The sequence below is a fragment of the Klebsiella variicola genome (assembly GCF_000828055.2).
GTDB classification, from domain to species: domain Bacteria; phylum Pseudomonadota; class Gammaproteobacteria; order Enterobacterales; family Enterobacteriaceae; genus Klebsiella; species Klebsiella variicola.
Map to the genome: position 1 here is coordinate 4819401 of NZ_CP010523.2, position 24450 is coordinate 4843850.

At 59.1% G+C, this 24450-nt stretch carries 25 protein-coding genes; 21 read left to right on the forward strand and 4 right to left on the reverse strand.

Going from position 1 to position 24450, the window contains the following annotated elements; genetic code table 11:
* Positions 1–42 precede the first annotated feature (42 nt).
* The gene (gene fosA, locus SP68_RS22560) at positions 43–462 is read right to left on the reverse strand and encodes a FosA5 family fosfomycin resistance glutathione transferase (protein ID WP_032756137.1); all 420 of its coding nucleotides are present in this window, start codon (positions 460–462) and stop codon (positions 43–45) included.
* Positions 456–1364 carry a LysR family transcriptional regulator gene (locus tag SP68_RS22565; protein WP_032756134.1) on the reverse strand — a complete coding sequence of 303 codons (909 nt, stop codon included), beginning with the start codon at positions 1362–1364 and terminating at the stop codon, positions 456–458. The genes fosA and SP68_RS22565 overlap by 7 nt, the downstream gene beginning before the upstream one ends.
* 86 nt (positions 1365–1450) lie before the next feature.
* On the opposite strand from SP68_RS22565, the gene SP68_RS22570 reads away from it, so the two are divergent.
* From SP68_RS22570 to trpS, 18 genes are all read left to right on the forward strand, one after another.
* Entirely contained in the window at positions 1451–2233 is a 783-nt protein-coding gene (locus SP68_RS22570) for an NAD(P)H-dependent oxidoreductase (protein WP_012542981.1), read from the forward strand.
* A gap of 141 nt (positions 2234–2374) precedes the next feature.
* A complete protein-coding gene (locus SP68_RS22575) occupies positions 2375–2959 on the forward strand; it encodes a TetR/AcrR family transcriptional regulator (RefSeq protein ID WP_022065974.1) in 585 nt (194 codons plus the stop codon).
* 21 nt (positions 2960–2980) lie between these two features.
* Positions 2981–3784, forward strand: a complete 804-nt coding sequence (locus SP68_RS22580; protein WP_022065975.1) for a winged helix-turn-helix domain-containing protein — start codon at positions 2981–2983, stop codon at positions 3782–3784.
* Entirely contained in the window at positions 3781–4299 is a 519-nt protein-coding gene (locus tag SP68_RS22585; protein ID WP_004182811.1) for a FidL-like protein, read from the forward strand. The genes SP68_RS22580 and SP68_RS22585 overlap by 4 nt, the downstream gene beginning before the upstream one ends.
* A 446-nt stretch (positions 4300–4745) precedes the next feature.
* Positions 4746–5024 carry a BMC domain-containing protein gene (locus tag SP68_RS22590; RefSeq protein WP_012542984.1) on the forward strand — a complete coding sequence of 93 codons (279 nt, stop codon included), beginning with the start codon at positions 4746–4748 and terminating at the stop codon, positions 5022–5024.
* 17 nt (positions 5025–5041) lie between these two features.
* On the forward strand, positions 5042–5326 hold the full coding sequence (locus SP68_RS22595; protein WP_002442227.1) for a BMC domain-containing protein: 285 nt from the start codon (positions 5042–5044) through the stop codon (positions 5324–5326).
* 12 nt (positions 5327–5338) lie between these two features.
* Entirely contained in the window at positions 5339–5617 is a 279-nt protein-coding gene (locus SP68_RS22600) for a BMC domain-containing protein (protein ID WP_004146125.1), read from the forward strand.
* Between the two features lie 53 nt (positions 5618–5670).
* Positions 5671–7272: an acetaldehyde dehydrogenase (acetylating) gene (locus tag SP68_RS22605; RefSeq protein WP_023297000.1), complete on the forward strand. Its 1602-nt coding sequence runs from the start codon at positions 5671–5673 to the stop codon at positions 7270–7272.
* A gap of 24 nt (positions 7273–7296) precedes the next feature.
* Positions 7297–7554 carry a EutN/CcmL family microcompartment protein gene (locus tag SP68_RS22610; RefSeq protein ID WP_040972713.1) on the forward strand — a complete coding sequence of 86 codons (258 nt, stop codon included), beginning with the start codon at positions 7297–7299 and terminating at the stop codon, positions 7552–7554.
* 17 nt (positions 7555–7571) lie between these two features.
* Positions 7572–8753, forward strand: a complete 1182-nt coding sequence (locus tag SP68_RS22615; RefSeq protein WP_040972711.1) for a 1-propanol dehydrogenase PduQ — start codon at positions 7572–7574, stop codon at positions 8751–8753.
* Positions 8754–8884: 131 nt separating this feature from the next.
* Positions 8885–12271, forward strand: a complete 3387-nt coding sequence (gene cutC, locus SP68_RS22620) for a choline trimethylamine-lyase (RefSeq protein ID WP_022065979.1) — start codon at positions 8885–8887, stop codon at positions 12269–12271.
* Positions 12272–12356: 85 nt separating this feature from the next.
* Positions 12357–13304, forward strand: a complete 948-nt coding sequence (cutD, locus tag SP68_RS22625) for a choline TMA-lyase-activating enzyme (RefSeq protein ID WP_032713216.1) — start codon at positions 12357–12359, stop codon at positions 13302–13304.
* 12 nt (positions 13305–13316) lie between these two features.
* Positions 13317–13715, forward strand: coding sequence for a BMC domain-containing protein (locus tag SP68_RS22630; protein ID WP_040972707.1), 399 nt, complete (start codon positions 13317–13319; stop codon positions 13713–13715).
* Positions 13712–14332, forward strand: coding sequence for a phosphate propanoyltransferase (locus SP68_RS22635; RefSeq protein ID WP_023296997.1), 621 nt, complete (start codon positions 13712–13714; stop codon positions 14330–14332). The genes SP68_RS22630 and SP68_RS22635 overlap by 4 nt, the downstream gene beginning before the upstream one ends.
* Positions 14333–14344: 12 nt before the next feature.
* Entirely contained in the window at positions 14345–15010 is a 666-nt protein-coding gene (locus SP68_RS22640; RefSeq protein WP_040972704.1) for a hypothetical protein, read from the forward strand.
* Between the two features lie 31 nt (positions 15011–15041).
* A complete protein-coding gene (locus tag SP68_RS22645) occupies positions 15042–15455 on the forward strand; it encodes a DMT family transporter (protein ID WP_023321997.1) in 414 nt (137 codons plus the stop codon).
* Between the two features lie 17 nt (positions 15456–15472).
* Positions 15473–15802 (forward strand): DMT family transporter, encoded by a 330-nt coding sequence (locus tag SP68_RS22650; RefSeq protein ID WP_004204123.1) that lies wholly within the window; start codon positions 15473–15475, stop codon positions 15800–15802.
* Positions 15803–16002: 200 nt separating this feature from the next.
* Positions 16003–17010 carry a tryptophan--tRNA ligase gene (trpS, locus tag SP68_RS22655; RefSeq protein WP_012542992.1) on the forward strand — a complete coding sequence of 336 codons (1008 nt, stop codon included), beginning with the start codon at positions 16003–16005 and terminating at the stop codon, positions 17008–17010.
* 48 nt (positions 17011–17058) lie between these two features.
* Here the strand turns inward: trpS and SP68_RS22660 are convergent, their stop codons facing one another.
* Entirely contained in the window at positions 17059–18453 is a 1395-nt protein-coding gene (locus SP68_RS22660; protein ID WP_040972698.1) for a diguanylate cyclase, read from the reverse strand.
* Positions 18454–18856: 403 nt separating this feature from the next.
* On the opposite strand from SP68_RS22660, the gene SP68_RS22665 reads away from it, so the two are divergent.
* Genes SP68_RS22665 through SP68_RS22675 form a run of 3 tightly spaced genes read left to right on the forward strand, consistent with a single transcriptional unit; the run spans position 18857 to position 23804 of the window.
* Positions 18857–19924: an HlyD family secretion protein gene (locus SP68_RS22665; RefSeq protein WP_008807610.1), complete on the forward strand. Its 1068-nt coding sequence runs from the start codon at positions 18857–18859 to the stop codon at positions 19922–19924.
* Positions 19921–22680 (forward strand): ribosome-associated ATPase/putative transporter RbbA, encoded by a 2760-nt coding sequence (gene rbbA / locus SP68_RS22670; RefSeq protein ID WP_040972696.1) that lies wholly within the window; start codon positions 19921–19923, stop codon positions 22678–22680. Before SP68_RS22665 ends, rbbA begins: the two co-directional genes overlap by 4 nt.
* On the forward strand, positions 22680–23804 hold the full coding sequence (locus SP68_RS22675) for an ABC transporter permease (protein WP_012542996.1): 1125 nt from the start codon (positions 22680–22682) through the stop codon (positions 23802–23804). Before rbbA ends, SP68_RS22675 begins: the two co-directional genes overlap by 1 nt.
* A 40-nt stretch (positions 23805–23844) precedes the next feature.
* Here the strand turns inward: SP68_RS22675 and SP68_RS22680 are convergent, their stop codons facing one another.
* Complete coding sequence (locus SP68_RS22680) at positions 23845–24162, reverse strand: hypothetical protein (RefSeq protein WP_012969041.1); 318 nt, start codon at positions 24160–24162, stop codon at positions 23845–23847.
* Positions 24163–24450: the final 288 nt, after the last annotated feature.

Consider the following 24450-nt stretch of genomic DNA (forward strand, 5'->3'; position numbering starts at 1 on the left):
GCTTACCGGGGCTACGGGTTACCCCGCGTCCGCAAATCAGCTTCACTGGTCAAAAAACACCATTCCCTTATACGGCTGCTCACGGCAGGCGGCCAGCCGCTGGTCGAGACTGCCGACGTGCAGCTCCAGCTTGTGGCCATCGGGATCGAGGAAATAGTGCGAGGCGCCTTCGCTGCGGTTTAGCTTCCAGACCGCCACGCCGGCAACCTCCAGGCGGGCGGCGAAGCTGGCGAAATCCGCCTCGCTAATGCTAAACGCATAATGGGTGTAGTCGCTCTCTTCCGACGGGGTGATGCGCCGCTGCGGATCCAGCGACAGGCACAGCCACAGATCGCCGCAGGAGAGATAGGCGCCACTGTCCCAGCGGGCGTGCAGCGTCATGCCCAGCAGTTGCTGATAAAACGCCACGCTCGGCGCCAACTGGCTGACTGCCAGGGTCAGGTGATTCAGTCCACTCAGCATGTCTGTTCCTCCAGTGAATTCACAATGAACTGACGCAGCCATTGATGCGCCGGGTCGCGGTGCCAGCGCTCGTGCCACAGCATCAGCATCTCAAAGCCGGCGACCGCCAGTGGCGGCTCGACGACTTCCAGCCCGCTCTGCCCGCGCACCAGCCGCTCCGGCAGCACCGCCACCAGATCGCTATTGCGCAGGGTCTCCAGCATAAACAGGAAATGTGGCACGGAAAGGACAACCCGCCGCGCCAGGCCAAGATTCGCCAGCGCGGTATCGGTCGCCGCGCTGAAGCCGCCCCCGTCCGGGGAGACGATCACGTGCTCCAGCTGACAGAACGTTTCCAGGCTAAGCCCAGGCCGCAGCGCCGGATGCTCCGCCCGGCCTGCCAGCACATAGCGTTCGCGAAACAGCAGGCGCTGATGTAGCCCCGGCGGCGCGCCCTCGCGGGTATGAAAGAAGAGATCTACTGTATCGCTGGCCGCCTGCTGCTCCAGCCGCGCCGGCTGTAGCTCGAACACCGCCAGCCGACTGCCGGGAGAGGCCAGCCGTAGCCTGCCCAGCATCGGCAGGAGGATCGCCGAGGCCATATAGTCCGTCGCTGCCACCCGCCAGGTCTCCGCCGCCGTCGCCGGATCAAAAGGCGCCACCGGCGCCACCGCCTGCTCCAGTGCGGCTAGCGCTGCGCGCAGCGGCTGGCGAAGTTCATCGGCGCGGGCGGTGGGCTGCATGCCGCGCGGACCCGGCATCAGCAGCGGGTCGGCGAAAATCTCCCGCAGCCTGGCGAGCTGAATGCTCACCGAGGGCTGCGACAGATTCAGCCGCTGCGCCGCCCGGGTGACATTATTTTCACTGAGCAGCACATCAAGCGTGCGCAGCAGATTAAGATCCAGACGATGTAAATTAAGCACGGCTATACCTGGAATTTAAGTAATTAATTTCTACTATAGCGTCAGCTTTCCTACTCTGCAGCTCTCCATACGCCAGAGGTGATGTTATGAAAGTACTGCTGATTTACGCCCATCCGGAACCGCGCTCGCTTAATGGCGCGCTGAAAAATTTTGCCGTCCGCCATCTGCAGCAGGCCGGGCATGAAGTGCAAGTCTCCGATCTCTACGCCATGCGCTGGAAGGCAGGGTATGACGCCGATGACAGCGGCGCCCCGCCGGTCGGCGAGTTCTGGCGGCCGACCCTCGATTCCAAACAGGCTTTTGCCCAGGGCACCCAAAGTGCGGATATCGCAGCCGAGCAGGAAAAGCTGCTGTGGGCCGATACGGTGATTTTCCAGTTTCCGCTGTGGTGGTTCTCAATGCCCGCCATCATGAAGGGCTGGATCGACCGGGTGTACGCCTGGGGCTTTGCCTATGGCGTCGGCGAGCACAGCGACCGCCACTGGGGCGATCGCTATGGGGAAGGCACCTTCGTCGGCAAACGGGCGATGCTGATCGTCACCGCCGGCGGCTGGGCGGAACACTATTCACCGCGCGGGATCAATGGCCCCATCGACGACATCCTGTTCCCCATTCAGCACGGTATGCTGTTCTATCCCGGCTTTGAGGTGCTTCCGCCGCTGGTGTTCTACCGCACGGATAAAACCGATGCCGGGCAATTCGCCGACCAGTGCGCCACGCTGGCCGAGCGGCTGGACACGCTGTGGCAAACCGAGCCCATTCCATTCCGCCGGCAAAATCATGGCGATTATCTGATCCCGTCGCTGACGCTGCGCCCGGAGCTGGCGCCGGGGCAAAGCGGCCTGGCGGTGCATCTGGCAACGAAATAAACCTCAACGCGATAGCCCATCCGGGTTATCGCGTTCATTAATATGACAATTTGTGAGCCTCCACGCATTAACGGTATCCCGTCGCACGAAGCCACCTCTCATATTGATAGCGATCAAGAATAATCATACCGTCTGGTCGGTATGATTCCGGCCATGAATATGGAAGCCCAGCATCGTAAAAAAGATCCCGTCCGTCTCCACCGTCAGTTGCTTGAATCGGCAGCGATGATTGCCGGCCGGGATGGTATCGCCGCCCTGTCGCTGAACGCCGTCGCCCGCGAGGCTGGCGTGAGCAAAGGTGGCCTCCTGCATCACTTTCCCAATAAGCAGGCGCTGATTTTCGCCCTGTTCGCCCGGCTGCTGGCGATCATGGAAAAGGCGATTAGCGAACTGATGGCCGCCGATAACATCGCTTACGGGCGCTTTACCCGCGCCTATTTGCGCTATCTGTCCAACCCGGAGCTGACGGACACTCACGAAAGCCGCCAGTTGATGGTGCTGTCGCTGGCGATGCCGGACGAGCCGGTGCTGCGAAAATGCTGGCGCGACTGGATGCTGGATCACCTGGCGCAGGGCGATGCGCTGGATAACGGCCCGACCGGCACGCTGGTACGCTACGCGGCCGACGGCATCTGGTTATCGGAACTGACCGAAGGGCGCACCATGAGCAATGAACACCGCCAGTCGCTGGTGAACGATCTGACCAAAATGACGCTTCCCGCGTGAAGCGAATAGAGTGAGGCCGCGATGCGCTATAACATCAATGCCCGTCTCATTTATGATGCAACGGACGGCACGCTTACCCTGCCCGGCAGCGATGAACCGGATAGCCAGCTATCCATCACCGCCAGCGCGCTACTCTATTTTTTTCTCCGCCATACCGGCGTCGTCAGCCGCGATGAAGTATTAAAAAAAGTCTGGGATGATAACGGCTTAACCTCTTCCAACAGCAACCTCAATCAATACCTGAGTATGCTGCGCAAAACCTTCCGCCACTACGATATCGATAACATTATCGTCACCGTGTCGCGCGGCATGCTGCAGCTGAACCAGGATCTGAGTATTGAACTGCTCGATGCCGGGCCGGCGCTTACCGAGGCCGCTAACCCACCCGAGAGGGCTGCTGAAACCGTCCCCCCGGCGGCGACAACGCCGCCCACCGATTCGCCACATGCGCGCGGAATGTGCTGGTATCTGGCCGGCGGCTGTCTGCTGATCATCGCCCTGCTGCTGGTGGCATTCACTTTTGCCGGTACCCACGTCGCCCGACCGATCAATCTGACGCTGATGAACCACAGCCAGTGCGAACTGCTGGCCAGCGATGAAATGCTGCGTTCGGTTTCCGCCACGGCCTACGCTAAGAATTTCGATGAGGTGCGTCAGCGGCTGAAGCTCGGCTGCAAGCCGGGGGAGCGTTTCGTTTTCTTCTACGGCGACCGGCTGGAGACTAACGGCCTGGGCCGGGTATTTCTCGCCCACTGCGCGATGCACGAGGACAACCCGTTTAGCTATTGCGATAACTACTTTTACTACTCCTGGAAGCCGCAATGAAACTCGCGCCCCGCACCTTTTTCGCCCTTTCCGCTCTGACGTTTGTCGCCGCCGCCGGTTTTAGCGTCTGGCGCCTGCTGCCAGATGCCAACGATGGCGTGATGAGCTGCTCCACCAAAGCGATCATGCGTTTTGAAAACATGGAAAAAGAGAATGTGAACGGCAATATCCATTTTAACTTTGCCGCTAACGGCAACGGTTCGATGGTGGTGGAAGGCTATACCGATTCTGCCGCCGGCTGGCTCTACCTGCAGCGCTACGTCAAATTCAGCTACACCAGCCAACGCATCTCGGCAACCGAACGCCACTACCGCATCAAAAAGTGGGAATCCAGCGCCTCATCCATCGACGAATCGCCGAATGTCATCTTCGACTACTTCATGCGCGAAATGTCCGACAGCCATGACGGCCTGTTCCTCAACGCGCAAAAGCTTAACGACAAAGCTATCCTGCTGAGCTCTATCAACTCGCCGCTCTACATCTGCACGCTGAAGTCCGGCAGCACGCTTAACTAACCCGTCCCCCCTGAACCGCCGCGAGGAAAATGCGCCCTCGCTCACGCTCCATTATTGCCCCCTCTTTCCACGATGCTAAAAGCGCACGTTTTGCATTTAGCTTCGACGCCAAAACATGAGCATACCCACAATTATCACGCGGCTATATTACTAACCGCTGGCAAGTAATTAACATCTTATTAACATTCATCTCCCGCCGATAAATAGCCTAAAAAAGCGCCATATCATCATAAAAATCAATACGCATAAAACAGAACGAAAAGATAAATAGAAGCCTGGATAAGGCTAAATCACAGAGTAAAAACCTAAAATATTCATCTACACGGATTTAAATTTCACTTCCTTCCCCATTCCCTATAGTGAACCCCGAACGCCGCTTCCGCGTGTTGATGCCGTTACGCGGACGGTTTTCCCGAATAACAAAACCTGTTCTGGAGGAGATCACGATGGGTGATGCATTGGGGCTTATCGAAACCAAAGGTCTGGTGGCCTGTATTGAAGCAGCGGACGCGATGTGTAAAGCCGCCAACGTCGAACTGATCGGCTATGAAAACGTCGGCTCCGGCCTGGTCACCGTGATGGTGAAAGGCGACGTCGGCGCGGTAAAAGCGGCGGTGGATTCCGGTGTGGAATCCGCGCAGCGCATCGGCGAAGTGGTGACCTCGCTGGTCATCGCGCGTCCACATAACGACATCAACAAAATCGTCATTAAACACAAGGCCTGAAGGCCAGGAGAACACAAATGGGTGATGCATTAGGTCTGATTGAAACCAAAGGTCTGGTGGCCTGCATTGAAGCGGCGGATGCGATGTGTAAAGCCGCCAACGTCGAGCTTATCGGCTATGAAAACGTCGGCTCCGGCCTCGTCACCGCCATGGTGAAAGGCGACGTCGGCGCGGTAAAAGCGGCAGTCGATTCCGGCGTTGAATCCGCACAACGCATCGGCGAAGTGGTGACCTCGCTGGTCATCGCCCGTCCGCATAACGACATCAACAAAATCGTCTCGCATTACAAAATTGCGGACTAACGGAGAAACCTGATGAAAGAAGCGCTTGGTCTTATCGAAACCAAAGGTCTGGTGGCCTGTATTGAAGCCGCGGATGCGATGTGCAAAGCCGCCAACGTCGAATTGATTGGCTATGAAAACGTCGGCTCCGGCCTGGTCACCGCGATGGTGAAAGGCGACGTCGGCGCGGTCAACGCAGCGGTCGACTCCGGCGTGGAAGCGGCGAAACGCATCGGCGAAGTCGTCAGCTCTCGCGTCATTGCGCGTCCACATAACGACATCGAAAAAATCGCGGCGCAGCACAAAGCATGACCTGACAGGGCGCGCCCCGTCTCCACTCTTTTCGTCTGATGAAGGATAGACTCATGATTGAACTGGATAACGATTTGCAGTCCCGGCAGAACGCGCGGGAACTGGTGCGCAACGCCAAAAAGGCGCAGGCGATGCTGGCCACCTTTTCGCAGCAGCAAATCGACGCCATCGTGAAAAACGTGGCCCAGGAAGCAGCGCACCACGCCGAAGCGCTGGCGAAAATGGCCGCGGAAGAGACCGGTTTTGGCAACTGGCAGGACAAAGTGCTGAAAAACCGTTTCGCCTCGCTGCGCGTCTACGACGCCATCAAAGATATGAAGACCGTTGGCATCATTCATGACGACCCGGTAAAAAAAGTGATGGACGTGGGCGTGCCGCTGGGCGTCATTTGCGCGCTGGTCCCCTCAACGAACCCAACCTCTACGGTTATCTACAAAGCGCTGATCGCCCTCAAGGCCGGCAACGCCATTATCTTCTCCCCGCATCCGGGCGCGCGTCAGTGCAGCTGGAAGGCGATTGAAATCGTCAAACGCGCGGCGGAAGCGGCCGGTGCGCCGGAGGGCTGCGTCGACGGCATCACCCAGCTGACGCTCGAAGCCACCTCTGAGCTGATGCACAGCAAAGACGTGTCGCTGATCCTCGCCACCGGCGGCGAAGGCATGGTGCGTGCGGCCTATGCGTCCGGCACCCCAACCATCAGCGGCGGCCCGGGCAACGGCCCGGCGTTTATCGAACGCAGCGCCGATATCCACCACGCGGTGAAAGATATCATCACCAGCAAAACCTTCGATAATGGGGTGATCTGCGCCTCCGAGCAGTCGATCATCGTCGAAGGCTGCATTTACGACGAGGTTCACCGCGAGCTGGAAGCGCAGGGTGCCTACTTTATGAATGAAGATGAAGCGGCGAAAATGGCGGCGCTGCTGCTGCGCCCGAACGGCACCATCAACCCGAAAGTGGTCGGCAAAACCGCGCTGTACCTCAGCCAGATGGCGGGCTTCTGTGTCCCGGCCAGCACTAAAGTACTGATCGCCGAACAGACCACCGTATCGCCGAAAAACCCCTACTCGCGCGAAAAACTGTGCCCGGTGCTCGGCCTGTACGTGGCAGAGGACTGGAAAGCCGCCTGCCACCGCGTGGTGGAGCTGCTGACCAACGAAGGACTCGGCCATACGCTGGTGATCCACACCCGTAATCAGGACGTCATCCGCCAGTTCAGCCTCGAAAAACCAGTTAACCGTATTCTGATTAATACCCCGGCGGCACTCGGCGGTATCGGCGCGACCACTAACATCTCCCCGGCGCTGACCCTCGGCTGCGGCGCGGTCGGCGGCGGCTCCAGCTCCGACAACGTCGGCCCGATGAACCTGCTCAATATCCGCAAAGTCGGCTACGGCGTGCGGTCGATCGACGAGCTTCGCGCCCCGGGCAGCCGCCCTGAACCACAGCCGACCATCGTCTCTCCGGCGAGCGATCCGCAGCGCAGCATTCTTGATGACCTGCGTTTCAACGCCCCGGCCAACGCCGCGCCAGCGCGATCCGCAGGCAGCGATGACCGTTTCGCCAGCGCAGGCGCCGCCAGCATGGAAGGCGAAATCAACGAGCAAAACGTGGAACGCGTTATCCGCCAGGTGCTGGAGCGCCTTGCTAAGTAACGCACTGATATAAGGCGATAAACGATGATTCTCGCAAAGGTAACCGGCCATGTCGTCGCCACGCAGAAATGCGATGAGCTACGCGGCAGCAACCTGCTGTTGGTCACCCGACTGGATGACAATCAGCAGCCGATGAAGGACCAGACCTGGGTCGCCGTCGATAACGTCGGCGCCGGTATGCACGACATCGTGCTGGCGGAAGAGTACTTCGCGCTCAATAAAGACCGCTACAAAGCGATGTCGGTGGTCGCCATTGTCGAGAACGTGTTTCGGGACGCCTAACAGGAGTGAATAGCCCAATGAGTGAATTTTTACTGAAACCGCGGATTTGCTTCGGTCAGGACGCCCTCTCGGTGCTGAACGAACTCTCCGCCCGTAGCGTGCTGCTGGTGACCGATCAAGCGATGGTGAAGTTTGGCCTCGCCGAGCGCGTCACCGCCCTGCTGCGCCAGCGCGGGATCGCCTGGCAGGTGTGGGACGACGTGGTGGCCGATCCGGATATCGCCACCGTGGTGCGCGGCATGAAGCTGATGGATAACCACTATCCGGATCTGGTTATCGCGCTCGGCGGCGGTTCGGTAATCGATGCCGCCAAAGCGGTTATTTTCTCCCTGGCGCAAACCCGTCCGCAGGCTAACCGGCCGCGTCCATGCTTTGTCGCCATCCCCACCACCAGCGGCACTGGTTCGGAAGTCACCGCCTTTTCGGTGGTGAAAGCCAACGCGGAGAAGCTGGTGTTGGTGGATGCGTCGCTGCTGCCGGATATCGCCATTCTTGACCCGGCGCTGGTGGCTTCGGTACCGCCGGCAATTACCGCCGACACCGGCATGGACGTGCTGTGTCACGCCCTTGAGGCCTACGTCTCCCGCGCCGCCAGCGACTTTTCCGACGCGCTGGCGGAGAAAGTGGTGCAGCAGGTATTTCGCTATCTGCCGACCTGCTGGCGCAGCGGCGACAACCTGCTGGCGCGCGAAAAGATGCACAACGCCTCCTGCATGGCGGGCATGGCCTTCACCAATGCCTCGCTGGGGATAACCCACAGCCTGGCACACGCCCTCGGCGGCGTCTTCCGCGTGCCCCATGGCCGCGCCAACGCCCTGCTGATGGCGCACGTCGTCGCCTGGAACGCCGATGTCGACGGCCAGTGCGACACCCTCGCGGCGCATAAATATGCCCGTCTGGCGCATCTGCTGGATCTGCCTGCCGCCTCGCCACGCCAGGGCGTCGCCAGCCTGCTGGTCGCCATTCAGGCTTTAAAAGAAGAGATGAGCATGCCCTCCGGCATTAGCGACACCGGCATCGCGGCGGCTGAATTCGAGCGCCGCCTGCCGGAGATGGTCGGCCAGGCGCTGCGCGACAGCTGTACTCCGACCAACCCACGCGCGCCAGACGCTAACGCGTTAACCGAACTTTATCGCCAGGCGTGGCATGGACAACAGACATCGCCCGGCGGCGCTCCGCTTGCGCGGGCCTACGGGTAACAGATAACCGGGTGATCGCTGGGTTATTTGTAGGCCGGGTAAGGCGTCAGCCGCCACCCGGCAGAAACGGACACTGTATCCACAACCGGGTTGTCATCAGCCGCGGAAAAAGAACATCTGGAGAATACTTCATGGCACACTACAACTTAACGCCGCGCGTCAAAGTGCTGGCAGACCGTTTACTCGCCCAGAAAAGCACGCTGTGCACCGAACATGCCACCACGCTGAACGCTCTTGATGGCGACATCGCGGGCGTTCCCGCCGCCGTTAAACCGGCGCGCCGCTTCTATGAACTGATGCGCCAGCTGCCGCTGACCATCAGCGCCGACGAGCTGATCGTCGGTAACCAGACCCGTAAACCGCACGGGGCGATTTTCCATGATGAAAGCGCCGCGCATCGCCCATCCGCGTTCCAGTTCCTCAACCTCAACAGCGATCTGGATTCACCGGACTACAAACTGGTGGTCGAAAAAGGCGTGCTGGCGATTAAACACCAGTTAGAAGAGAAAACTCGCGCCCTCGGTAGCGCGGTCAGCCGCAGCGGTATGGATGAAGTCAATGGCTGCCGCGCCGCCATCTACGCCTGCGACGCCCTGCTGGCGCTGGCGCAAAATCTGGCCAACAGCGCCGAACAGCTGGCGGCAGCGGAAACCAATGCTTATCGCAAAGCCGAGCTGCTCGACAGCGCGGCCATTCTGCACCACGTTCCGGCCCATCCGGCGCGTAATTTCAAAGAAGCCTGCCAGGCATTCTATCTGTTCCAGCTGGCGCTACAGCTGGACAACGGCAGCTATGCGGTTAACCCGCAAGGGGCGGATATCGCGCTACTGCCTTACTTCCAACGCGATATCAACAGCGGCGCGCTGAATACCCAGCAGGCCTATGAGATCGTGGAGTGCCTGTGGTTCAAGCTGGCGGAACTGAGCGAAGTCCGCGCCGCCTGCGCCATTGACGGCTATCCGATGCTCGACGCCATGCTGCGCGGCGCCGCTTTTGACCATGCTGAAGTGAACGAACTCTCGGCGATGTTTATCAGCGCCCAGCGCAACCTCAGCGCGCTGAATCTGCCGGTGCGCCTGTTTAGCGGCGTACAGCCGGTCAGCCACGCGCCGTTCGCCGCCTGCGCCGACACGCCGGTGATGGAAGGCTTAACCCCGCGCATGCAGCGCCTGCGTAACCACTACCTGACGGTACGCCCGAGCGTCTCTATCTATCGCGCGCTGGCCTTTACCGAAGTGGTCAAAGCCAACCCGGGCATGCCGACCATTCTGCTGCGGGCGAAAGCTTTTCGCCACGCCTGCGAAACCGCGCCGATTCTGATTCAGGACGATGAGCTGATCGTCGGCCATCCGTGCGGCAAGCCGCGCGCGGGCGCCTTCTCGCCGGATATCGCCTGGCGCTGGGTGCGCGACGAGCTCGACACCATGAGCACCCGCCCGCAGGATCCGTTTGAGATCAGCGAAGCAGATAAAAAAACCATTCGCGAAGAGATCGTCCCATTCTGGGAAGGCCGTTCGCTGGATGAGATTTGCGAAGCGCAATACCGTGAAGCCGGCGTCTGGGCCTTCAGCGGCGAGACCTTCGTCAGCGACCTCTCCTATCACCAGATTAACGGCGGCGGCGATACCTGTCCGGGCTACGACGTGCTGCTGTTCACCAAAGGGATGAACGGCATTAAAGCCGATGCCGAAGCGCATCTGGCCAGCCTGAGCATGGAAAACCCGGAAGATATCGACCGTATCTACTACTACAAAGCGGCGATTGAAACCTGTGAAGGGGTGGTCAACTACGCCCGCCGCATCGCCGCCCACGCCCGCGAACTGGCGGCTAAAGAGCAAAACGCCCAGCGCCGCGCCGAGTTGCTGACCATCGCCGACGTCAACGAAAACGTGCCGGCCAATCCGCCGAAGACCCTGCAGGAAGCGCTGCAGAGTATCTGGACCGTCGAATCACTGTTTGAAATCGAAGAGAACCAGACCGGGCTGTCGCTGGGGCGCGTCGACCAGTACTGCTACCCGATGTTCGAAGCCGATATCCGCGAAGGCCGCCTGACCCACGACAGCGCGCTGGAGCTGCTGCAGGCGTTCATCATCAAATGTGCCGAACTGATGTGGATGTCGAGCGAGCTGGGCGCGAAATATTTCGCGGGTTATCAGCCGTTTATCAACCTCACCGTTGGCGGCCAGAAACGTAGCGGGGGCGATGCCTGTAACGATCTGACCTATCTGATTATGGACGCCGTGCGCTTTGTGAAGGTTTACCAGCCGTCGCTGGCCTGCCGTATTCACAACCAGTCGCCGCAGAAATACATGGAAAAAATCGTCGACGTGGTGAAAGCGGGAATGGGCTTCCCGGCCTGCCACTTCGATGACTCCCACATCAAGATGATGCTGCGCAAAGGCTTCGATTTTGAAGACGCCCGCGATTACTGCCTGATGGGCTGCGTTGAGCCGCAGAAATCCGGGCGCATCTACCAGTGGACCTCCACCGGCTACACCCAGTGGCCTATCGCTATCGAATTCGTGCTCAACCGCGGGCGGATGGTGCTGTTCGATAGCTATCAGGGGCTGGATACCGGCGACCTGCGCGACCTGCGCACCTTCGACGAATTCGATGCGGCGGTGAAACAGCAGATCGCCCATATCGTGCGCCTGTCGGCCATCGGCACCGTCATCAGCCAGCGCGTCCACCGCGATGTGGCGCCGAAGCCGCTGATGTCGTTGCTGGTTGAAGGCTGTATGGAGAGCGGCAAAGATGTCGCCGCCGGCGGCGCGATGGTCAACCACGGTCCGGGGCTGATTTTCTCCGGTCTGGCGACCTACGTCGACTCGATGGCGGCGATCCGCAAGCTGGTGTTCGAAGAGAAGAAATACACCCTTGAGCAGATCCGCGATGCGCTGCTGGCCAACTTTGAAGGTTACGAAGCGCTGCGCCGCGACTGCCTGAACGCGCCGAAATACGGTAACGACGATAACTACGTCGACCAGTACGCGCTGGATATTACCGAATGGACCGAGAAAGAGTGCCGTAAGTACAAAATGCTCTACTCGACCCTCAGCCACGGCACCCTGTCTATCTCCAACAATACGCCAATCGGCGAGCTGACCAACGCCACGCCGAACGGCCGCCTGGCGTGGATGCCGCTCTCCGACGGCATCAGCCCGACTCAGGGCGCGGATAAACAAGGCCCGACGGCGATTATCAAGTCGGTCAGCAAGATGAACGTGGAGACCATGAACATCGGTATGGTGCACAACTTCAAGTTCCTCAAAGGGCTGCTGGATACCCCGGAAGGTCGCCACGGCTTGATTACCCTGCTGCGTACCGCCTCGATTCTCGGCAATGGCCAGATGCAGTTCAGCTATGTCGATAACGAAGTGCTGAAGAAGGCGCAGCAGGAGCCGGAGAAATACCGCGACCTGATCGTCCGCGTCGCCGGCTACAGCGCTTACTTCGTCGAGCTGTGCAAAGAGGTCCAGGACGAGATCATCAGCCGTACGGTGATTGAGAAGTTCTAGTTCTCTTAAAGAGAATTAAATGAGCTGTATTTGAGAAATAACCGGAAGTTCTCCGTCCCGTAACGGGACGGAGCGGGAGGCAAGCGTGATCGCAAAACAAGAATTAACGGGCCGAATTTTCAATATCCAGAAATATTCGATCTATGACGGCGATGGCATTCGCACGCTGGTGTTTTTTAAGGGCTGCAACATTCGCTGCCCGTGGTGCGCCAACCCGGAAGGGCTGAACAGCCAGTTCCAGGTGATGTTCTCGCACGACAAATGCATTAACTGCGGCGACTGCGTCAGCGTCTGTCCGGCGGGTATTCATTATCGGGCGGAAGAGAACGGCGAAATGAAGCACTTCGTCGACCGCAATAAAGACTGCATCGGCTGCCGCAAATGCGAAGAGATTTGCACCCAGAACGCGCTGGACATTATGGGCAAGGACGTCACCGTCAGCGAGCTGATGGAGATCATCATGCAGGACTACGACTTCTACATCTCCTCCGGCGGCGGCGTCACCATCGGCGGCGGCGAGATGAGCCTGCAGACCGATTTTGCCGTCGCCTTATTCAGCGAATGCAAAAAGATGATGATTAACACCGCTGTCGAAACCCAGGGCACCACCCCGCTTGCCAACTACCAGAAGCTGGCGCCGGTCACCGACACCTTCTTGTTCGACATAAAGCAGATTAACAGCGAACACCACAAAGCGATGCTCGGTATCGGCAACGAAGGGATCCGCCGCAATCTCGAATGGCTGGTGGATTCCGGTGCCAACGTCATTGTGCGTATGCCGCTCATTCGCGGCTACAACGACTCATTCGACGCCATTACCGGCGCCATTGATTACGTACAGAAGCTGGCGAAGCGTGGAAATATCCGCCGCATCGACATGCTGCCGTACCACCAGTTGGGACGCAAAAAGTACGAACGCCTGGATATGCCCTACCCGATTACCCAGGACCCGTCTTATACACCGGACGAACTGGACCGGCTGGAAACCTTCTTCCAGCAATTTGATTTTGATATTCGCTTAGTCCGCCATTAACAGGAGCCGACCATGAAAAGTTTAGGCGTAATTGAAACGCGAGGATGGGTCGCCGCCATTCAGGCCGTCGACGCCGCCTGTAAAGCTGCGGGAGTGACCTGCATTGGCTATCGCAAACCAGGCTCCGGGCTGGTGAGCGTCTGCTTTGAAGGGGAGATCAGCGCCATCCACACCGCCATTGAACGCGGCGTGGCGGTCGCAGGCGCCGAGCACACCGTGAAGTCGCTGGTGATTGCCCGCCCGGAGCGCTGCGTGGTTGAAGCGTTAAGCAACCTCAAAGGCAACCCGCCGCGCGAGCAAAAAAAGGCCGAACCGGTGGTTATCTCCGCCCCGGAACCTATCGTCCCCCCTGCCGCCCCGAACGAAACGGAAGATAAACATCCGGCGCTGAAGAAAGGGAAGAAGTCATGATCGACACCCTGGTTCGCGAAAAAATCGCCGCCCGCCTGAGCGCAACGGCGCCGGCGATCCCGGTGGGGATCTCCAACCGCCACGTCCATCTCGCGCAACAGGACGTCGAGGCGTTGTTCGGCAAAGGCTACAGCCTGACGCCGTTTAAACCGCTGCGCCAGCCGGGGCAGTTTGCCGCCCAGGAGTGCGTGACCGTTGTCGGGCCGAAGGGCTCGCTGACCAACGTCCGTGTCCTCGGGCCGACCCGCCCGGTTTCGCAGCTGGAAGTATCGCGCGCCGACTGTTTCACGCTCGGGATTAAGGCGCCGGTTCGTGAGTCCGGCCAGCTGGATAATGCCGGTAGCGCGCTGCTGATTGGGCCCGCAGGCCACGTTGAACTCCATTCGCAGGTGATCTGCGCCTGGCGGCATATTCATATGTCGCCGCAGGACGCGCGCCAGCTCAACGTTAGCAATGGCCAGAAGGTCAGCGTGCGCAGCAACGGCAAGCGTCAGCTGACTTTCGATGAAGTGGTGGTGCGGGTGCGCGATGACTTCGCGCTGGAGTTTCACATCGATACCGAAGAAGCCAATGCCGCAGGGTTGAAAAACGGCGCGCAGGTGACGCTCATCGGCTAACGGAGGCTCGCCATGACCGACAAACAGATTGAAGGTTTAGTCGCGCGAATTTTACAGCGCCTGCGCCCGCCGGTACTGGTGATGGTGACCGCCGCTGACGGCTACCGCACGGCAATCCGCCAGCGCCTGGCAAGCTGCGGCTACCCGCTGCGCCTCGCGCTAGAGGAGGGTCTCGCCGACGCCGCCGCGTGGCAGGAGGTGGGCGAGATTATCCCGTCATCGGCCTGGCAGGATGCCCTGCCGTCAGCGCCGTGGCGGGCGGTACTGCTGCCGTTTCTCGATTACCCGCTGGCTTCAGACCTGCTGAACGGCACGCTGCGCAGCCCGCTCGCCCGCTGCGCGCACGAGGCGCTGCTGACGGGGATCCCGGTGCTGGCGCTGCGCTACCACTGCGATCCGCTCAGCGAACTCAACCAGTTGCGCGGGGCGCAGGCCGACAGCGCCTACGCCGGACATCTGCAGGCCACGCTGACTCGCCTGGAAGCCTGCGGCGTCTTCCTCGGCACCATGAATGAGCTGCTGACGACGCTGGACGCGCCCACCGCGCCTGCCGCCAGCAGCGAACCGCGCCGTTATCTCACCGTCACAGACATAGTGAATAATCCGGCGCTGGCGGCGGCCCCGCACGCGCAACTGACCGATGCGGCCATTGATTATTTAAAAAACAGAAAGATATGACCTTACCCAACTATGAACCTGGAGCTTAACGATGTCTTCGAAAACAAAATGCTGGTTATGGATGCTGCTGGTTATCCTCTCCGAAACCTCGGCAACCTCGACGTTAAAAATGTTCGGTAGCAGCGAAGGCAGCACAAAAATGCTGCTGCTCGTATTGCTGATTGCGCTCTATTGCACCTGCTATTACTCGCTCTCAAGGGCGGTGAAAGATATTCCGGTCGGTCTCGCATACGCCACCTGGTCCGGCACCGGTATCCTGGTGGTCTCGACGCTGGGAATGGCGTTTTACGGCCAGCACCCGGATACCGCCGCCATCATCGGCATGGCGGTGATCGCCAGCGGCATCGTTATCATGAACCTGTTCTCGAAGATGGGTTCGGAAGAGAGTGAAGAGCCCGCACCCGCCGCGCCAGTCGCCTCCATGGATAAGAACATCGCTAACTAACAGGAAAGGAATACCCTATGTTTAATCTCGGATTTTTATGGCTGGCGCTGTCTATCGGCTCCGAAATCACCGGCACCTCGATGATCAAAAAAACCAACGGCTTCAGCAAACTGGCGCCTTCGGTGCTGGTGGTCTGCGCCTACGGCCTGTGTTACTTCGCCCTCACCCGCGCGATGAGCACCATTCCGGTGGGCGTAGCCTACTCGCTGTGGTGCGGCTTCGGTATCGTCGGCGTGACGATTTGCTCCATGATCCTCTATAAGCAGAAACCGGACCTGGCGGCCATTATCGCCATGGCGCTGATTATCTCCGGCGGCGTGATCATGAACGTCTTCTCGACCATGTAATACGAGGCGGGTTTACCCCGCCGTGATTTCGTGGCAGGATAAAAAGATGAACAGAAACGTTATCGTTACCTATCCCCGTCGTTGGTGGCTGCCTGCATAACAGGCGGTACGATACACGTTTCCATTTTCAAAGCCGCCGGAAGGCGGCTTTGGTGTTTTCAGGACGTCTTTCGGCTGAACAGTCTGATAAGGAGTCCCTGATGAACCATTCGCAAACCATCCTCACTGGCGACCGGCCGACCGGCCAGCTGCACCTTGGCCACTACGTCGGCTCGCTACGCCAGCGCGTCGCGCTGCAGCACGACCACCAGCAGTTTATCCTGATCGCCGACCTGCAAGGGCTCACCGATAACGGCAGCAACCCACAAAAAATCAGCCACCATATCCTCGAAGTCATGGCCGATTATCTGGCCGTCGGCATCGACCCCAGGCTCACCACTATTTGCCTGCAGTCCGCTCTGCCCGCGCTGGCGGAGCTCAGCGCGCTGTATATGAATATCGTCACCGTCGCCCGCGTGGAACGTAATCCGACGGTCAAAAATGAGATTGCCCAAAAGGGATTCGCCCGTTCGCTGCCAGTGGGCTTTCTTGCCTATCCGATTAGCCAGGCGGCCGATATCACCGCCTTCAAGGCCGAACTGGTGCCGGTGGGTGACGATCAGCTACCGATGATTGAGCAGACCAACGAGATCGTCCACAAGATGAATAGCCTCACCGGCGAGCCGGTGCTGCGCCACTGTAAGGCGCTACTCAGCGAAGTGAGCCGCCTGCCGGGCGTCGACGGTAATGCCAAAATGTCGAAATCGCTGGGCAACACGCTGACGTTATCGGCCAGTGAAGAGGAGATCCACCGCGCGGTCAGCGCGATGTATACCGACCCGACGCACCTGAGAGTCAGCGATCCGGGGCATGTCGACGGCAACGTGGTGTTCACCTATCTCGACGCTTTCCATAGCGATAAGGCGCTGGTGGCAGAGATGAAAGCCCACTATCAGCGCGGCGGGCTGGGCGATCGCCAGTGTAAGAATGAACTGGAAACCTGCCTGCAGGCGCTACTGGCGCCAATCCGCGAACGCCGGGCTACCTATATTCAGGATAAAGGGATGCTGCTTGAGCTGCTGCGTCAGGGCAGCGAACGCGCCCACCAGCTCACGCAGCAGACGCTGCATGAAGTGAAGCGCGGGCTGGGGCTGCCGGTGCTGTTCTGAGTTTCAGAGCCCTTCCCCGGTCGCGCTACGCTTACCGGGGCTACGGTTTTATCCCCCGCCTTTGTGCATCTTCACGCAGTTGCGCCCCTCGCGCTTGGCGGCATACAGCGCGTTATCGGCGTCGCGCAGCAGCAGGTTGTAATCGGGGTGACCGGTGTGGGCGGCAAAGCCAATGCTGGCGGTGATGGGGATCTGCGTGTCGCCGCCAACGTTAAACGCCAGCTGGCCAATCTTTTTGCGCAGACGTTCAAGGAGAGGGGAAGCCTCTGCCGCACGGGTCTCCACCAGCACCAGCAGAAACTCCTCGCCGCCGTAGCGGAAGAGATAGTCGCTGGAGCGAATATTATCGCTGAGCAGATCGGCTACGTGCTTAATGGCGCGGTCGCCGACCATATGGCCCCATTTGTCATTGATCTCTTTAAAGAAATCAATATCGATAATCGCTACCGTCAGCGGCAGGTCATACTCAATCGCCAGGGTGACTTCATGCTTGAGCACCACCGGCAGATAGCGACGGTTAAGCAGGTTGGTCAGTGCGTCTTTGCCATTTTGCATCTGCGACAGACTACTGAATAACACTCCCAGCTGGCTGCTGATGTGCTGGCAATGGATATGGATCTTTTGCAGCAGGCTCTGAGTATTTTTATAACCAGCATCCTGTTCCGCGGTACGCCATTCGGTAATCAACGCATCCACCTGACCGATCAACTCAGTAATCTCCCCCATCTGCGGATTGTGGTTAAAATAGCGAACGCATTTATGGCGAAACCACAAACCAAATTCGGATTCAGATAATAACGTTGCGTTAAGGTCCGTCCTGTTCTCACTGACGATATTAAAAATCGCACTATTTTCCCAACCCGAAAGCGATGCCTGCTGCTTGCCATACTCCATCGGGACGTTATCCATCAGGCTGTACAGACGAAAAGCTTCTTCATTTTTGGTAGCCCGATAATGCGACAGCGTATAGGCGTGACACATCATCTCCACCGCCATATTCATCGCCATGATCGCGTAATGGATAGCCGCTATCCCTGTGTCCCGCGCGACCTGGCTGTCACGAATCGCCTCCACCAGCCCGGATTTTATCTGCCGCGCGCCGCGCAGCACCGCCTCTGCCGGGATGCCAATCCGCGAATGAATGCTGCCGATCTGATACTGGCGCTCCGCAAGAGCCTGAAGATCCTCTTTTTCACAGGTCAGGATCTGCTGTACCCATCCCGCCAGAGAGCGGCTCAGACGTTCCTCAACCAGCTCATAAGAGAGGTGCCTGGCGATATCCGGATCCTGAAAAATAAAATCGTAAAAGCGGGTCGCTAACATCGACGATCGCTCATCGGCCATTTTTTTAAGTAATGCACGGACGTCCGGCGTCAGGCTGTCATACAGCGGTAGCCATTCCTTAAAAATCACGGCGATATATTTTTGGCTTTCTTCATTCATGAAATTAAAGCACTCGTCGGATGTTTCTCAATGCCAGGAGCGGAATCATATCGTAGTTACCGGGGGGCAACCAGATAACAAAACAGGCGCCCTGTTTTCGCGGTTTTATCCTGACGGTTGGTATTTCTGTTAACGCACCGACAAGACCATGCACTTCGTATGGACAACATCGCCACGAATGTTACTATCGCGATGACGGTAGCTCTCACTATGCGTGTTTCATTAAGGCCTGGATCGCTGATGATGACCACATAAGTAGCACAGCGATCGGCTGCGCATCGACGCGGCAGAGCGCGGCGTCAGCGGCCTTTACCCCCACCTTTTCGTCCCTCGCAAGGAGGACGCTCCGCTCGGCGGAGGAAACACGCGCACCACTCAGCAAAGGGAATCAAGCGAGTCGCGTATGGACAAAATAAAGAAACGTTGGGCAGGGTATCTTGTCGGCTTACTGGTGGTGCTCGCCGCCGCCGCATGGTGGCTGCTGCGCCCGCCAGGTCTCCCGGACGGTTTTGCCAGTAGCAACGGCCGAATCGAAGCCACCGAAGTCGATATTGCCAGTAAAATCGCCGGGCGTATCGACACGATTTTGGTCAAAGAGGGCCAGTTTGTGCGTCAGGGAGAAGTCCTCGCGAGGATGGATACTCGCGTACTGAACGAGCAGCGTCTTGAAGCCGCCGCACAAATCAAGGAGGCGGAAAGCGCGGTGCTCGCCGCCAGAGCCTTGCTCGATCAGCGGCAGAGTGAAATGCGCGCCAGCGAAGCAGTGGTGAAGCAGCGCCAGGCGGAGCTGGATTCCTCGGCGAAACGCCATGTCCGCTCGAATGCCCTGTCGCAGCGCGGCGCCGTCTCCGCCCAGCAGCTGGATGACGACCGCGCGGCAGCAGAGAGTGCCCGCGCGGCGCTGGAATCGGCAAAAGCCCAGGTCTCTGCCGCCCGCGCCGCCATCGAAGCTGCCCGCACCAGCATTATTCAGGCGCAAACCCGCGTCGAAGCCGCCCAGGCGACCGAACGGCGGATCCTTGCCGATATTGACGATAGCGAGCTGAAAGCACCCCGTGATGGCCGCATTCAGTATCGCGTCGCTGAGCCAGGCGAAGTCCTGGCCGCCGGTGGCCGGGTGCTGAATATGGTCGATCTCGCCGATGTCTATATGACCTTCTTTCTGCCAACCGAACAGGCTGGCCTGCTGGCGCTCGGCAGCGAAGCGCGCTTGATCCTTGATGCCGCGCCGGATCTGGTGATCCCGGCCAACATCAGCTTTGTCGCCAGCGTCGCCCAGTTCACGCCGAAAACGGTAGAAACCAGCGACGAGCGCCTTAAGCTGATGTTCCGCGTCAAAGCGCGCATCCCGCCGGAGCTGCTGGCGCAGCATCTGGAATATGTCAAAACCGGCCTGCCCGGCATGGCTTACGTGCGGGTGGATAAACAACAACCCTGGCCTGAGGCGCTAACGGTGAGGTTGCCGCAATGAAACTGACGCCGCAGGATACCTCGCCCCCCGTCGCCCTGCTGGAAAACGTTGGCCAGCAGTATGGCGCCACCATCGCGCTGCGGGATATCAGCCTGGCGATCCCGGCACGGCGTATGGTTGGTCTGATTGGCCCGGACGGCGTCGGCAAATCGAGCCTGCTCTCGCTGATCGCCGGGGCGCGGGCCATTGGACAGGGTAACGTGATGGTGCTTGGCGGCGATATGCGTGATGTGCATCACCGCCGCGACGTGTGCCCGAAAATCGCGTGGATGCCACAGGGGCTGGGGAAAAACCTCTATCACACCCTCTCGGTGTATGAAAACGTCGACTTCTTCGCCCGCCTGTTTGGTCACGATAAAGCAGAGCGCGAACTGCGTATCAACGAGCTGCTGCAGAGCACCGGGCTGGCGCCGTTTCGCGATCGCCCCGCCGGAAAACTCTCCGGTGGGATGAAGCAAAAGCTCGGCCTGTGCTGCGCGCTGATCCATGACCCTCAATTACTGATCCTCGATGAACCGACCACCGGCGTCGACCCGCTTTCCCGGGCGCAGTTCTGGGAGCTTATCGACAGTATTCGCCAGCGCCAGCCGGAGATGAGCGTGCTGGTGGCTACCGCCTACATGGAAGAGGCCGAGCGCTTTGACTGGCTGGTGGCGATGAATGCCGGCGAGGTGCTGGCGACCGGCAGCGCCGCGGAGCTCAAAGCCCAGACCGGCAGCCAGACCCTGGAGCAGGCGTTTATCGCCCTGCTACCTGAAGCGCAACGTCAGGCGCATAAGGCGGTAATCATCCCGCCGCGCGACGACCGTGAGGAAGAGATCGCTATCGAAGCGCGCGGCCTGACCATGCGCTTCGGCAACTTTGTTGCCGTCGACCACGTTAACTTTCGCATCGCCCGCGGCGAAATCTTTGGCTTCCTTGGATCTAACGGCTGCGGCAAATCCACCACCATGAAGATGCTCACCGGCCTGCTGCCCGCCAGCGAAGGTGAAGCCTGGCTGTTCGGCCAGCCGGTCGACCCGAAGGATATCGCCACCCGCCAGCGGGTGGGCTATATGTCACAGGCCTTTTCGCTCTATAGCGAACTGAGCGTTCGGCAAAACCTCGAGCTGCACGCCCGCCTGTTTCATATCCCGGACGACGAAATAGCCCACCGGGTCGCTGAGATGAGCGAGCGCTTTATGCTGACCGAGGTTAAAGACGCGCTTCCCGCCGATCTGCCGCTGGGGATCCGTCAGCGCCTGTCGTTAGCGGTGGCGGTCATCCACCGCCCGGAGATGCTGATCCTCGATGAGCCGACCTCCGGCGTCGACCCGGTGGCGCGCGATATGTTCTGGCAGCTGATGGTAGACCTGGCGCGCCAGGATCGCGTTACTATATTTATCTCCACCCACTTTATGAATGAGGCGGAACGCTGCGATCGCATCTCGCTGATGCACGCCGGCAAGGTGCTGGCCAGCGATACGCCGCAGGCGCTGGTTGAGCAACGTGGCTCAGCCAGCCTCGAAGAGGCGTTTATCGCCTGGCTGCAGGAAGCGGCGGATGCCGCACAACCGACCGTTTCTGTCTCTACCACGCCCGCACCGCCTGCTGTCGTATCACACCAGCAGAACGCGTCCCCACGCCAGTCATTCAGCCTGCGCCGCCTGTTTAGCTACAGCCGCCGCGAGGCGCTGGAGCTGCGCCGCGATCCGGTGCGATCGACGCTGGCGCTGCTGGGGACGGTGATCCTGATGTTTATCATGGGTTATGGGATCAGCATGGACGTTGAGGATCTGCGCTTTGCCGTCCTCGACCGCGACCAAACCCTCAGCAGCCAGGGCTGGTCGCAGAACATAGCCGGTTCACGCTACTTTATCGAGCAGGCGCCACTGCACAGCTATGACGAACTGGACCGCCGGATGCGTGACGGCGAACTGGCGGTGGCAATAGAGATCCCGCCGAACTTTGGTCGCGATATCGCCCGCGGCACACCGGTGCAAATCGGCGTCTGGGTGGACGGCGCGATGCCCAACCGCGCGGAAACCGTGCGCGGTTACGTGCAGGCGATGCATCTCGCCTGGCTGCAGGAGATGGCCGGCCGCCAGAGCAGCCCACAGCGCGATACCTCGCTCATCTCCATCGAGACCCGCTATCGCTATAATCCGGACGTGAAGAGCCTGCCGGCCATCGTCCCGGCGGTGATCCCGCTGCTGCTGATGATGATCCCGGCGATGCTCAGCGCCCTGAGCGTAGTCCGTGAGAAAGAGCTCGGATCGATTATCAACTTGTACGTGACGCCAACCACCCGCAGTGAATTTCTGCTCGGCAAGCAGCTGCCTTACATCGTACTGGGGATGTTTAACTTCTTCCTGCTGTGCGCGCTGTCGGTCTTTGTCTTTGGCGTCGCGCATAAGGGCAGCTTTCTGACGCTGACCCTGGCGGCGCTGCTGTATGTCACCATCGCCACCGGTCTGGGGCTGCTGATCTCAACCTTTATGAAGAGCCAAATCGCCGCCATCTTCGGTACCGCGATCATTACGCTGATCCCGGCAACCCAGTTCTCCGGGATGATCGATCCGGTGGCGTCGCTGGAAGGGCCCGGGCGCTGGATCGGGCAAATTTATCCGACCAGCCACTTCCTGACTATCGCTCGCGGCACCTTCTCCAAAGCGCTGAATCTCAGCGATTTGTGGGGCTCGTTCATTCCGCTATTGCTTGCGGTGCCGCTGGTGCTCGGGCTGAGCGTGCTGCTGCTGAAGAAACAGGAGGAATGATGCGCGGATTACGCAATATTTATAATCTTGGCGTCAAAGAGCTGCGCAGCCTGCTCGGCGATAAAGCGATGCTGGCGCTGATCGTGTTTGCGTTTACCGTGTCGGTGTACTCCTCGGCCACGGTGATGCCCGGTTCGCTGCACCTGGCGCCGATCGCGGTTGCTGATATGGATAAATCCCAGCTCTCTTCACGCATTATTAACGCTTTCTACCGTCCCTGGTTTCTCGAGCCGGAGCTGATCACCGCTGATGAGATGGACGCCGGGCTGGATGCCGGGCGCTACACTTTCGCCATCAACATCCCGCCTAACTTCCAGCGCGATGTGCTGGCCGGTCGGCAGCCGGAAATCCAGGTCAACGTCGACGCCACGCGCATGAGCCAGGCCTTTACCGGTAACGGCTATATCCAGAATATTATCAGTGGCGAAGTCAACAGCTTTGTCGCCCGTTATCGGGATAACAGCGTACTGCCGGTAGAGCTGGCGGTAAGGATGCGTTTTAACCCTAACCTTGAGCAGGAGCGCTTTGGCGCGGTGATGGCGATCATCAATAACATCACCATGCTGGCGATCGTCCTCACCGGTTCGGCGCTGATCCGCGAGCGGGAACATGGCACCATAGAGCACTTGTTGGTGATGCCAGTAACGCCGTTTGAAATCATGATGGCCAAGATCTGGTCGATGGGCCTGGTGGTGCTGGTGGTCTCCGGGTTGTCGCTGATACTGATGGTGCAGGGGATTTTGCAGGTGCCCATTGAGGGGTCAATTCCCCTGTTTATGCTGGGGGTGGCGCTCAGCCTGTTCGCCACGACCTCAATCGGCATTTTTATGGGCACCCTCGCCCGCTCGATGCCGCAGCTGGGGCTGCTGATGATTCTGGTGCTGCTGCCGCTGCAGATGCTTTCCGGCGGATCCACGCCGCGGGAAAGTATGCCGCAGCTGGTACAGGATATTATGTTGACCATGCCGACCACCCACTTCGTCAGTCTGGCGCAGGCGATACTGTACCGTGGCGCCAGCTTTGCCATCGTCTGGCCGCAGTTCTTAACCTTGCTGGCTATCGGCGGGGTGTTCTTTACTATCGCGTTGCTGCGTTTTCGTAAGACTATTGGCGAGATGGCGTAAGGGCTTAAGAAGGGCCGTCGACTTACGGCGGCCCAGGGATTTATTTGTGGCGGTTCATAAAGCGACGTAAACCCCAGGTGAAGGCCATCGCCATACTAAACAGGATAAACAATAAGACAATCCAGCTGATGGAGATGCGCAGCAGCGTGCCGGGGGTCATAAACGGCTGCAGATAAACGGTGAAGGACTGGGCGGGTGATTTCCCCAGCAGTTCATAAACGTTATCCATAAGCCATACGCCGACCCGGCAGAACAGCCAGATAATCGCTGGCCAGCAGAGCAGCACCAGAAAGGTAAAGCGCTCCTGAATGTAAGTGAAGAGCTGGCGCAGTGGCGACCAGTTAAGCAGGATTTTCATTTCTATTCTCATATTGCCAGCCGATAACCTGCATATGTCTCGCAAGGTATTTCGGGCAGCATCCATACAGGCAATCATCCCCCTTTGTATAACAAATTTTCCGCCATATAAACCAGATCAAGTTAACAAAGTGTTAATGATGTAGCTCATTAAGACAAAAACAGGGAAGAAGCATACTGTTTGGCACAATACATCCGGGAGCGAAGTATTCAGTCACGGAAATATTTTTTCTGAATCGTAAGTGCGTTATTTTGCGGGAGGAAGAGGCAGCGCCATTATTTTACCGAG

Coding starts and splice junctions, on each gene's coding strand:
- fosA (WP_032756137.1), bottom strand. CDS start 462: ATGCTGAGTGGACTGAATCACCTGACCCTGGCAGTCAGCCAGTTGGCG.
- SP68_RS22570 (WP_012542981.1), top strand. CDS start 1,451: ATGAAAGTACTGCTGATTTACGCCCATCCGGAACCGCGCTCGCTTAAT.
- SP68_RS22575 (WP_022065974.1), top strand. CDS start 2,375: ATGATTCCGGCCATGAATATGGAAGCCCAGCATCGTAAAAAAGATCCC.
- SP68_RS22580 (WP_022065975.1), top strand. CDS start 2,981: ATGCGCTATAACATCAATGCCCGTCTCATTTATGATGCAACGGACGGC.
- SP68_RS22585 (WP_004182811.1), top strand. CDS start 3,781: ATGAAACTCGCGCCCCGCACCTTTTTCGCCCTTTCCGCTCTGACGTTT.
- SP68_RS22590 (WP_012542984.1), top strand. CDS start 4,746: ATGGGTGATGCATTGGGGCTTATCGAAACCAAAGGTCTGGTGGCCTGT.
- SP68_RS22595 (WP_002442227.1), top strand. CDS start 5,042: ATGGGTGATGCATTAGGTCTGATTGAAACCAAAGGTCTGGTGGCCTGC.
- SP68_RS22600 (WP_004146125.1), top strand. CDS start 5,339: ATGAAAGAAGCGCTTGGTCTTATCGAAACCAAAGGTCTGGTGGCCTGT.
- SP68_RS22605 (WP_023297000.1), top strand. CDS start 5,671: ATGATTGAACTGGATAACGATTTGCAGTCCCGGCAGAACGCGCGGGAA.
- SP68_RS22610 (WP_040972713.1), top strand. CDS start 7,297: ATGATTCTCGCAAAGGTAACCGGCCATGTCGTCGCCACGCAGAAATGC.
- SP68_RS22615 (WP_040972711.1), top strand. CDS start 7,572: ATGAGTGAATTTTTACTGAAACCGCGGATTTGCTTCGGTCAGGACGCC.
- cutC (WP_022065979.1), top strand. CDS start 8,885: ATGGCACACTACAACTTAACGCCGCGCGTCAAAGTGCTGGCAGACCGT.
- SP68_RS22630 (WP_040972707.1), top strand. CDS start 13,317: ATGAAAAGTTTAGGCGTAATTGAAACGCGAGGATGGGTCGCCGCCATT.
- SP68_RS22635 (WP_023296997.1), top strand. CDS start 13,712: ATGATCGACACCCTGGTTCGCGAAAAAATCGCCGCCCGCCTGAGCGCA.
- SP68_RS22640 (WP_040972704.1), top strand. CDS start 14,345: ATGACCGACAAACAGATTGAAGGTTTAGTCGCGCGAATTTTACAGCGC.
- SP68_RS22645 (WP_023321997.1), top strand. CDS start 15,042: ATGTCTTCGAAAACAAAATGCTGGTTATGGATGCTGCTGGTTATCCTC.
- SP68_RS22650 (WP_004204123.1), top strand. CDS start 15,473: ATGTTTAATCTCGGATTTTTATGGCTGGCGCTGTCTATCGGCTCCGAA.
- trpS (WP_012542992.1), top strand. CDS start 16,003: ATGAACCATTCGCAAACCATCCTCACTGGCGACCGGCCGACCGGCCAG.
- SP68_RS22660 (WP_040972698.1), bottom strand. CDS start 18,453: ATGAATGAAGAAAGCCAAAAATATATCGCCGTGATTTTTAAGGAATGG.
- SP68_RS22665 (WP_008807610.1), top strand. CDS start 18,857: ATGGACAAAATAAAGAAACGTTGGGCAGGGTATCTTGTCGGCTTACTG.
- rbbA (WP_040972696.1), top strand. CDS start 19,921: ATGAAACTGACGCCGCAGGATACCTCGCCCCCCGTCGCCCTGCTGGAA.
- SP68_RS22675 (WP_012542996.1), top strand. CDS start 22,680: ATGCGCGGATTACGCAATATTTATAATCTTGGCGTCAAAGAGCTGCGC.
- SP68_RS22680 (WP_012969041.1), bottom strand. CDS start 24,162: ATGAAAATCCTGCTTAACTGGTCGCCACTGCGCCAGCTCTTCACTTAC.